General features: G+C 35.7%; 6 protein-coding genes. 1 reads left to right on the forward strand and 5 read right to left on the reverse strand.

The features are described 5' to 3' along the window. Position 1: 1 nt before the first annotated feature. The 5 genes from K350_RS27340 to K350_RS0104145 all read right to left on the reverse strand — a co-directional run bounded on the left by K350_RS27340 (position 2) and on the right by K350_RS0104145 (position 10,163). The gene (locus K350_RS27340) at positions 2 to 421 is read right to left on the reverse strand and encodes a VOC family protein (protein ID WP_051312855.1); all 420 of its coding nucleotides are present in this window, start codon (positions 419 to 421) and stop codon (positions 2 to 4) included. 61 nt (positions 422 to 482) lie between these two features. After that, entirely contained in the window at positions 483 to 3,296 is a 2,814-nt protein-coding gene (locus K350_RS30760; RefSeq protein WP_211236711.1) for a PAS domain-containing sensor histidine kinase, read from the reverse strand. Positions 3,297 to 3,584: 288 nt separating this feature from the next. Continuing rightward, a complete protein-coding gene (locus tag K350_RS0104130; protein WP_081670888.1) occupies positions 3,585 to 4,367 on the reverse strand; it encodes an LOG family protein in 783 nt (260 codons plus the stop codon). Positions 4,368 to 4,603: 236 nt separating this feature from the next. Beyond that, positions 4,604 to 5,548 (reverse strand): hypothetical protein, encoded by a 945-nt coding sequence (locus K350_RS27350; protein ID WP_051312857.1) that lies wholly within the window; start codon positions 5,546 to 5,548, stop codon positions 4,604 to 4,606. Between the two features lie 154 nt (positions 5,549 to 5,702). Further along, positions 5,703 to 10,163: a PKD domain-containing protein gene (locus tag K350_RS0104145; protein WP_051312858.1), complete on the reverse strand. Its 4,461-nt coding sequence runs from the start codon at positions 10,161 to 10,163 to the stop codon at positions 5,703 to 5,705. Between the two features lie 115 nt (positions 10,164 to 10,278). On the opposite strand from K350_RS0104145, the gene K350_RS0104150 reads away from it, so the two are divergent. Beyond that, positions 10,279 to 11,139: a M43 family zinc metalloprotease gene (locus tag K350_RS0104150; protein WP_028978817.1), complete on the forward strand. Its 861-nt coding sequence runs from the start codon at positions 10,279 to 10,281 to the stop codon at positions 11,137 to 11,139. Positions 11,140 to 11,142 lie beyond the last annotated feature (3 nt).

The raw sequence follows: 11,142 nt of genomic DNA on the forward strand, positions 1-11,142 counted from the left end.
ATTATTGATTTGTTTCAACAATTACTTCTGGAATAACAGGATTCAGGTAATTTGAAACCTCTATAAGGTTTCCATCCGGGTCTCTGAAATAAACGGATCTGATTCTTCCCAAAGCGCCAGTGCGTTCTACAACACCAGTTAAAACAGGGATATTCTTTTCCTGCAACTCTTCAACGACTTGTTCGATCGGTGTTGGGGAAATAAAACAAAAATCAGCAGACCCAGACAATGGCTTAAGAGCTTTAGGTTCAAACTCTTTTCCGGAAAGATGAAGATTAATTTTTTGGTTCCCGAATTTCAATGCAATCCTGCCTCCGGAAAAAGTAATTTTCTCCATTCCTAACACCTCACTGTAAAAATCAGATGAAATATCCAGATCTTTAACTGTTAAAACGAAATGATCAAGATGGCTTATTTTCATATTCCTGACATCAATTATTAAAATAACTCTTTAAGTACCGATTTGATTTTCAAATCTCAAACTATACTGACAATAAATTGTGTGAACGTCTGAAAAATATTCGGAATACACTACCTTCTCCTTCTTTTGTATCAACCTCAATTCTTCCTCCTGAATTATCAATAATTCTTTTTACCAGGTACAGACCAACACCTGTCCCTTCAACATGGTCATGTAGCCTTTTAAACATCTGGAAAATTTTAAATTTTAAATGCTCCTTCATACCAAGACCATTATCCTTAAACTCCAAAATACTATAATCTTTATCGGCCATACATTTTATAGTAATATGAGGCCTTCTTTCAGGACTTCTGTATTTAAGAGCATTTGTCAAAAGATTATATACGACACTTCTGAAATTTGATCTGGAAAAACTGATTTCAGGACAATCATGAATTTCTAAATCAATTTCAGCATTAGCTTCTTGTATTTTATTTTTTATGCTTAGTTCTGTCTCTTCAATAATTTCTTTAACATTAATATATGAAACATCTTCTACAAAATTTTTCTGAATTTTTCCAATTTCAGATAGATCTTTAATGGTCACTTGAAACCTTCCTACAGAATCTTTAATGAGTGAAACCACCAACTTTGTTTCATCACTAAGGCTACAACTGCTTTCCTCAAGCGTTTCAACCAAAGAGGATACGAGACCTTCAATATTAGTAACAGGAGCTTTTAAATCATGAGAAGCTGTATAAATAAAGTTATCCAGGTCATTATTTATTTTTGATAATTCTTTATTCTTTTTCTCCAGATCCCTTTCATATCTTATACTTTCCGTAATATCTACACCCATCGCCACAACTCCTCTCACTGTACCATATTCATCAATATCTGGGATGTAAGTCACCCTTATATTTTTATTGAAGATACCAACATCTTCTTTGTTGAGCACGTAGTCGAAAGTAACATTTCGCTGTTCTCTTACTGCCTTTTCAAATTGCTCATGGAAATATGCTGAATTCTCCAAGCCAACCACTTCAGAGATAGTTTTACCAATAATTACTTCTCCATCAGGGAAAATCCTCTTGTAGTAATTGTTTGCAAAAACATATTTCTTATCAGGTGAGATATATGAGATAAATGCGGGAACAGCATTGGTAATAAGACTTAATCGATACTGGCTCTCACTGAGCTTGCTTGCAAGTGTTATTAATTCATTTTCCTGTGCCTTCTTGTTAGTAACATCTTGACTTGTGCCTATAAATCTGAAAGGTTCTCCTTTCTTTCTAAAATAGGCCTTTCCCCTAATTCTAATCCATCTAACTTTCTTATCTTCATATCCTATTGTTCTGAATTCTACATCTAAATCATCTCTTCCATTCTCTCTCAAGACAGCATCAATAGCATTCTTCACATAACCTCTGTCATTAAAATGAATGGCATTAAAAAACACATCGTAATTAATTTTTGCGTTTTTGTTTAACCCAAAGAAACGTTTGCTTCTTTCATCCCAGACATACTCCCCAGCTAAATCAGTAATATCCCAAGTACCAAGATCAGCAGCTTTCACGGCCATTCTCAACCTGTCTTCACTTTCCAGAAGTTTTTTCTCAATAGTTACACGATCGGTAATGTCTATAGCAACATTTACTGCACCTGTAACTTTTCCCATATAATCCTTGAGAGGACTAAAATGAGCCTCAAAAGATTTATCTCCTATTTTAATTATTTTAGCAAACGCTTCCCCTTCCAATGCTCGCATTGCACTGGCTGATAGCTCAGGTAAATACTTCAATTCTTTAAGAGAAATTTTTCCATCACCATTTTCATTGTCTTTCAGTTCAGGCATTAATGTTTTGCCTTCCGCAAGGACGACATTGCCAGTCTTATCCAGAGACCAAATAATAATAGGAGCGTTATTTACTACATATCTTAATCGCTCTTCTGTATTCTTTTCATCAGTTATATCTCTCTGTGTTCCCCATGCTCTGACCAACATACCATTTTCAACAATTCCCTGAATATTATTCAGGATGTAAACAATGTGTCCCTCATTGTCAATTTCCAGGGACTCAGCATCAGTTAGATTGTAACCAGACTCTATAAACGAATTAAAATATCCGTAGGGAGAAAAGTTAGCAAAGGACATTATCTCCTGTAGCTTTTTATCCAAAACCGCAGAGACATCTTTATAACCATGCATTTTCGCCATACGCGCATTGCATTCAGCAAAATATCCGAAAGAATACAAAAGTTCAATTTGCTTACCAACAGGTAGATCAACAGGTATACCGTCGATGCCATTTAATTCTAGCCTCCAGATTCCCTCAGAGCTTTGGTTTATGAAAGCCTTATATCTTTCCTCACTTTCAATAATCTGTGCAGTCCTAGCTTTTACTATATCTTCAAGATTGTCATTACTTTCTTTCAGTAATTCTTCTGTACGTCTGAGTTCTTCATTGCTTTCCTTTAACTGCTCATAAGCGTGCGTCAATTCCTGATTTTTCTTAAGAATTTCCGCATTCTGAATATCAGAAAAGTATTCTATCCCCTTTACAGATTGGAATGAATAGAAACTTTCTATTTCATTAACAATCTCAAGTGCTTTCTTTAAATTTTTAGTGTACAAAGGAAGAAACTCCAGCAAAATACTTTTCCTACCCTTCTCTAGTAATGCCATATCCAAAGGACTAACTCCAGCTCTTGGCAAGACAAGTTTATCTTCTTTCCATTCATCAAGTGAATTTATGATACCCTCTACAGCAGTTCCGTTAATGAAGTTCTGAAGGTATTCTACAATGTATCTTTTAGTAATATTAAATTTTTCTTCCTGAGTATGATCCTTAAAAAACTTCAATAAAGGCAATTCATTTTCATTGGAAGCTTTCATTTCTGCTTCCGTAAAGGAATCCAAAAAATTCTCATATATAAACCGGGCATAATCCGCGAGGCAAGACAATTTTATTTTTTTAAATGCCATTCCACAATTTCCCTCTCTTGTTATATAAACCTCTATATTATTTACTTTCCTTACTGTAAAACATATATGAATCCCCAATATGTTCTTTTCATATTCAAAAAGTAAGGGTCCAAAAAGCTATTAAACAAAAAAGACTGCTCTGTTAGAGCAGTCAATTATTCTTTTAAATATAGTTGTAACAAAAAAACTGCAGGTTCTCTATTCTCCAAGAATAGACCAGGATTTGATCCTTTTACTCCTTTTCAGTCCAAATCCTTCAACAGCATATTTCTCCAGATGGGCAATTGCTTCATCAATAGAATCAGTGAAAAGAAAAAGCTTTAAATCCTCAGGATGAATTGTTCCGGCTTTGGCCATATATTCAAAGTGTGCTATCAGATGTTTATGATATTCTGTTCCAATAAGCACGACTGGGAACTTTTTTACTTTATGGGTTTGTATAAGTGTCAAAGCTTCAAAAAACTCATCCATTGTACCAAGACCACCAGGCATTACCACAAAGGCATATGAATACTTGGTAAGAAGCACTTTGCGCACAAAAAAGTAGTCAAAGTCTACCCATTTATCCAGGTAAGGATTAGGATGCTGCTCCATAGGAAGAATAATATTACACCCAATAGATTCTCCTCCAGCTTCCTTAGCACCGCGGTTAGCTGCTTCCATAATACCCGGACCTCCACCTGTCATCACTGTAAATCCCATTTTGGCCAAACAACCACCAACAGTTCTGGCTTGCTCATAAAATGGGTGATCTTCTTTAAATCTTGCTGATCCAAAAACCGTAACACAAGGCCCTACAAAATGTAGTGTACGAAACCCTTTGATAAACTCCATTAGAATCTTCAGAGTAAAAAAGAACTCCCATTTTCTTGAATGCGGACCTTCCAAAAATATTTTTTCTTCGTTTTGATCATTAAGCTTTTCCTTTTTTACAGGAATTACATCCTCATTATTTATTTTGTCGCTAATATCACTTTTCATCTCTTACAAATTAATATATTAAAATTGCCAATACCCGGAATGAATCAAACGGGTTTCAAACCTGGACAAAAATTATTCCTTAGTATTATAAAAACGATTAAAAATCATTTTTTATGCAGAAATACAGATATTGATTTCCTGATTCAAACAAAAATAAATTGAAAATCATTGCATTTGTAAACTTCCATTAATAGAAAAAATAAAGGCTGTCCATTGATAGACAGCCTTTTTATTAATTACCAGCCAGAATTTTCTTCTTTGTTTTCCTGGTTTTGCTCTTGATTCTGTTCCTGGTTTTCATCCGGGTTCTGTTGGTCAGGATTTTGTTCCTGATTTTCAGGAGGAAGCTCATAACTATCATTACTATTATTTGGCTTCTCTTCCGGTTTTTTATTCTTCCAGGTTTCGGTTCCTTTCGGCCCATCATATTGTTCAGGAGGTGGAAGCCCTTTCTTTGATTTATGCCTTCTCGGCATTGTCGGACTATATTGAAGCTTTATCATAGCCATTCCATATCCATCATTTTTAGCTATCATGAAGTCATCAATATAATCAGTGAAGGTTATTCTATAAACAAAATCAGTAATGATGGTTACACGAGGGCTAATTGTAAAAGATAATCCCAAACCTACCGGAAATACAACAGTATATTGAGGATAAACTCTTCTGATTCTAAATATAGTATCGGTATATGGACTAAGCTGTTCGGCATGAGACGTAAATCCAAGTCCTCCCATACCCGCGGAGACAAAGGCTTTGAACACTTTAGGCTTTCTGGTTCTGTCTCTTGCAACACGGATGATATCATCTATGAAATAAAGTCTTCCATAGACATCAAATTCATATCCAGTAAAATTGAATGACAAATTTCTATTTGGGTATATATTGTCCTCCCCTTTGATTTTAAGGTAAGTAAAATCAGCCCCAAACATAACTCTTGGCCAAAGTTTATAATTTGCTCCAACACTAAAGGCAGGAGCTATTTTACCACAATCAAATATCTTACACAGATCTCCATTGTATCCGGCAACTCCCGCACCTATACTAATATTCAAAGGACCACGGAAATAATAGGAATCAAAAAATCCCGAGTATTCAATAGTTCTTCTGCGCTGTGCTTCAGAAGAAAAAGAAATCAGTAGAAATGCTAACAGTGCAATAAAGGATCTTTTCAAGCCCATTTTTAAAATTTTATAAAACCAAATTTATAAAAATAATCATTCGGTATCAATTTAATAATAAAATTATGGATTTTGGGAAGACTTGGAGGAATATGAAAAATAAAAAAGGCTGTCCCAAAATTGCGGACAGCCTTTTTATTAAAAAGTCTAATATCTAATAAAGAAGGTTAATGTATCCTTCAACATATTTCTCTTCCTCTTTCCAAGTGATCACTTTCACTTTATAGACATAGAGATCACTATTCTGTTTCTGACCTTTAAATGTTCCATCCCAACCTTCATTAATGTCAGCTGTTGAGAAGATCTCTTGGCCCCATCTGTTAAACACCTTATACTCAACCAATCTCTTTATACCCCAACCTTTAACATAAACTTTATCATTTTTAGTGTCTCCATTAGGAGTAAAGGCCGATGGAAGTTTAACAAATGTCTCAGGCTTGACGGTAATTTCATATTTATATGGCTCAACGAAACAGTTGAATACATCTGTAACTTCAAGATTATAAACGATATCTTCTAAAGGCTGAGCTTTAGGGTAGAAGCAGTCAGTACAGCTTAAATATTTTTCCGGAGTCCATTTAAATTTGTAAATAGGTTCACCATATACAGGAAGTGTTGCAATATCTCCTATTACAATTAAAGTATCCCAATCATGCAATCCGATACTTTTTACTACAAGTCCAGTCACCTCAGTGAAGTCTGTACAACCAGTTGCAGTGTCTGTTTCAATAACTTTGAATAAAGTTGTCTCACTAGGATCAGCTGTAGGATTAGGAATATTTGCATTATCTAAACTGGCAGATGGTGACCATAAATATTTACTTGTAGAAACGGGATTTGCTACATTAAGGGCTATTTTCTTATCCGAACCAAAACACATAGTATCGCCTGATGCTATTACTTTAGGGTTAGGATGAACAACTGCTACTTTCGTCAAAGTATCAACGCAACCAAATTTGTAGTTTTTAACTGTCAGAGTGACATTGTATTGCCCAGGGGCAGCATATTTATGGACAGGAGCTTTCGTAACTGAATCCTGTGGTGAATTATCACCAAAATTCCATTTAAAGAAGTTACTGTTTGTAGACTTGTCTGATAGATGGAACGGACCATCGTTAAAACATATATTTGTATCCAATGGCTCAGACTCACGCCCAAAATCTGCAATGACAGGGTGAATATAAATCTCCTGATCATACAGCCTGAAACAACCACCTCTATGGCTTTCAAGTTTTAGCTTTGCAATAGCATTGTGACCTACAGGGTGAGCCACAAACTTATGGCTGACATTATCTTTATTCTCTATAAGAATACCCTCAAATGTCCATTCCCATCTTTTTACATCCGTTGTATCCACAAGATGAAAAGTAACTTCGTCATCAAGACAAACTGTATCTTTTGATTTGACAAAATTTCCATCCGCATTCCATGCATGGAATATACCTGTTGTATCAGAAGAACAACCATTCGCAGTCGTAACTGTTAGTTTAATGCTGTTTTCCCCTTTAGGAAATGACCAGTCTGGAACTCTGTTATAAGCAGGTTCCTGATCATATTTCTCTGTTTTTCCTTCCCACACAGTGCTTACAATTGGAGAATTCTGATCATCTGAAGCATATGAAAGGTTTACAATATCTGGATTAATATCTGCACAAATAACAGCATAGCTATTCATTTTCGGTGTCACGTATTTTGCTTTCGGATACCCCTGAACACTTAATTCGATACTATCCTTACCTTTACATAAAGAGATAGCTTCTTCATAATTTAACCTCACCCAAAACTTGCCTTCAGTATTATAAATGACATCATTCTCAGAACCTATACCTGTTGTATTATTTCCAAAATTCCAGTTATACTTTAAAGAAGCTACTCCGGTCGTAAAATCCGGAGCTGAGATTTTTACTGTTTCACCTACACAAAGAGTTTGATCTGCACTAATTTTAGTCACTGGCTGATATATTGGCAAAGCAGCCGAATATGTTTCCTCACAACCAAGAATATCTGTCACAGTAAGACTATACGTGTATGAACCTGTTCGCGTACTATCACGATAATCGTGACCTACAGAATCAGCAAAGACATCGTATTCCGTTTTAAGACCATCTCCAAAATTCCAGGCCCATTTTGTAATAGTTGTATCTGCCACGGATAAATCCGCAAATTTTATAGCTCCGGGTTGCGTTGGCAAACATATCTGTGCACGATTTGGCTTAGCATTTACAGACATATCATAAATTTTTATTCTTGTAGAATCCGTATGCTTGCAACCATTAATATCCTGAACTGTCAGCTTCAGCGTATGCTCTCCTTTAAACAAAGTCAGCATTTCTGTAACACTTGTGTTCACTGTAACTGGTCTTACCTCCTTCATTGTAGGAAACTCCCAGGTATAACCCGTCCGACAACCTGCATACACATCTTCAGAATTTACGGCGCTTAGATCAACCAAAGACATTATACACATTAAAGAATCTTCAAGAGTAATTTTTGCCTTAACCTTACGAGGATGTACTGTAACTTCATCGAATGTAGGCTGGCAACCATCTCCTGACTCAGCTGTCAATCTCACAATAAAATCCCCAGATTTTTTAAAATCATAACTCTGGGTTATCCCTGCACTTGTGCCAGTCTTATCACCAAAATCCCAGGATACCTTATTGGCATTGATGCTTTTTGATTCGAAATTATAGACATATGGATCATTGCAAAAAGCTGTATAATCAATTTTTGCAACAGCACCCTTTACATTGATCATTGCAGGTTTTGAAATTTCAGAAAAGCAACCATTGTAATCAACTGTCAGAGATACAGATTGAGGACCAACTACATTATTGTAACTCCAGGTAGCAGTCTTCAGATCAGAACAGTGGAACATCCTGTTATCCTCTGTACTAAAATGGAAGGCATCAACATAAGATGGTGCATTCTTAACATTAAAAGTAACGGATTCCCCTTGACAAACACTCGATTTATCTGATTCAAAATCTACCAGAGATTCTAAGTGTTCTCCTACCTCTATTCGCACTGCAAATGAAGTATCTACACAGCCACTTTGGGTAGTTACAAGTAATCTGGCATTGTACACTCCTGGCGTTGAATAAGTATGTGAAACATCATTTGAATCACTTCTCAGATTTGATGCACCATTATCATCAAACAACCATTTCCAACTTACAATAGGGTTCTTAATATATGTTTTACTTGAATCAGAAAATGTAACTGTGAGAGGAGCACATCCTTTAGTAACATTTGGCATAAACCTCGCATTTGGAAGCCACATTGTATCGGTCTTAACTGCTACTCCTTTACATCCGGATAAGTTGGAAGTTACAAGAAGACTAGCAACCTTAGGTTCATAACCATTTATTCCATAATAAATCGAGTCTGTACCACTTTTGTATTGATGATTTACAGTAGCTGTTTTATAAGTTTTAGTATCACCAGTAAAATTCCATTCGTAAGATAAATTGGGATTACTTATAACAGCTTTATATTGAATATTCATAGGGCTAGAACAGCCAAACGATGGTGCAGATTCAATTTTCGGCTTCAGTTCGTCCACATAAATTTTTATCGTTTTAGTATCACTGCATAATCCTGTAAGTGAATTAACAGTAAGCTTTATAGTATGTTCTCCCGGTGTATAAAAAGACATCGATATACTGTCCATACTCGTACGGCCATTATCAAAGTATGTTCCATTATCAAACTCCCAGGAATAATATCCAATTGCATCAGTTTTAACATAACTAAGATTTCCGATACAGATAGTATCTTTCCATGTTAAAATATTAGCATTGGGTTTTCCAACAGAAATACCTTTTCCAGTTGTAGCATTACATCCCGGCGCACCAGAATATTCAGTTTTAAGAGTAGCATGATATTGACCACTAGTATAGGTTTGTGCCGGAGCATTTAGATCAGAACTTTTCACTCCATTTCCTAGATCCCAGGTATATTTTAAGGCAGCATCACCTGTTGAATTATTTTTAAATGCTACATTTAAAGAAGTCTCACAAGAAACTGGTACCGGAGGAGTAGTTTCGAAGGCAGCAATAGGAGCACTTAAAATGTTAACCTGATCTGCAAATTGTAAAGTTTTATTACACGCAGGATAATCTGTTTTTAACTCAAGAAATATATTATAAGCTCCTACTTTATTATACGCATGCCTTGCGGAATCTGTAGGACCTTCAACACCAAAACCATCGCCAAACACCCATCTATACGCATTTACTTTGATAGCAGGATCAATAACTGATGTACTATTAAATTTTAAATCGACATTTGGGCAAGAAAAGGCTGGCTCGACTGTATAGCTTAATTTGGGCTGGTCGTAAACAGTAATTTTTATAGGATCACCTATAACGGGCCCATTTATAGACTCTTTAAACTTAACGTAATAAACCCCAGCTTTCCCATAGGAATTAGAAGGATTTTGCTCAATTGAGGGAACACCATCTCCAAAGTCCCAATAATAGGTGGTACTAGTTGAAGGCGCTTCGAATTCAACAGTAAAAGGTTGGCATCCTGTTGTCGGACTAATAGCTCTTTGACCTAATACATTCAGCGAAAGGACTGAAGCGAAGAGTAACAAAAATAAAACTCTCATTTTTAAAAAAGATAAAATAAAATACTTTTGTATTGAGATTGTAAAGTTAGTAAAAAAACAATTAACTTTGAGTCAAATTTTTTTATTATATTGTAAATAAATTTTCAAAACCAAAGTGAAAAAGTTAATTGTTCTACTGGCATTTTTAGTAGCCGGATTAAGTGAAGTGCTCATTAATCCATCCTTTTGTCAACCATTCAGAGGAGATGCGATCAAACCTCTGCCGCAAGTAAATAAAGAATTTCTTGTAGTTGCACACATTGTACTTTCCAAAAATGGCGCTGCAGGCCTTTCACAGCTTGAGATCTCATCTGTGCTTAATCAAGTTAATACTGCATTTGCGCCAATTGGAGTCTCTTTTAAACTATGCCAGGTCGATTATATAAATAACTTTCAGTATGACTCCCTTAACGGTGTTGGCCCTTCTGTTAACAACCTTTCGGTCGATTATATGAAAGAAGTGTTTGTTCAATATAATATTGAGCGAAGAATAAATATGTATTTTATGACTGAATTTATAAATGCATATAAGCCATACTGTGGCTTTGCCAGTGGTGGCGGCCTTACAAGCACAAGCAAAAGAAGGGGTATTGTCATAAAAAAAGGATGCAATGACCCTATAACTGTAGGTCATGAATTTGGACACTTTTTAAGCCTGGAACACACTTTTGAAGGCAATGGCGATGAGAATGTAGATGGCAGTAATTGTAGTACTTCAGGTGATCATGTTTGCGACACTCCTGCTGATCCATTTAGAGAAACTGCTCCGGAATTGTATTATAACAAAGATGCCTGCTACTTTACCTATAAAGGAAAAGATGCGAATGGACAGTACTACGACCCTGACCTTGGCAATATTATGAGTTATTATGGAGCCTGCGTCTGCCTTAAGTTCACCAATGGACAATTGAAAAAAATGGCAGATTACTATTTAGATTATATTAAAACAAACCCTAGCATTTCAATTGCCTGGTAAGCA

The organism is Sporocytophaga myxococcoides DSM 11118, from assembly GCF_000426725.1.
Lineage (GTDB): Bacteria > Bacteroidota > Bacteroidia > Cytophagales > Cytophagaceae > Sporocytophaga > Sporocytophaga myxococcoides.

Coding starts and splice junctions, on each gene's coding strand:
- K350_RS30760 (WP_211236711.1), bottom strand. CDS start 3,296: ATGAAAGCTTCCAATGAAAATGAATTGCCTTTATTGAAGTTTTTTAAG.
- K350_RS27350 (WP_051312857.1), bottom strand. CDS start 5,548: ATGGGCTTGAAAAGATCCTTTATTGCACTGTTAGCATTTCTACTGATT.
- K350_RS0104145 (WP_051312858.1), bottom strand. CDS start 10,163: ATGAGAGTTTTATTTTTGTTACTCTTCGCTTCAGTCCTTTCGCTGAAT.
- K350_RS0104130 (WP_081670888.1), bottom strand. CDS start 4,367: ATGAAAAGTGATATTAGCGACAAAATAAATAATGAGGATGTAATTCCT.
- K350_RS27340 (WP_051312855.1), bottom strand. CDS start 421: ATGAAAATAAGCCATCTTGATCATTTCGTTTTAACAGTTAAAGATCTG.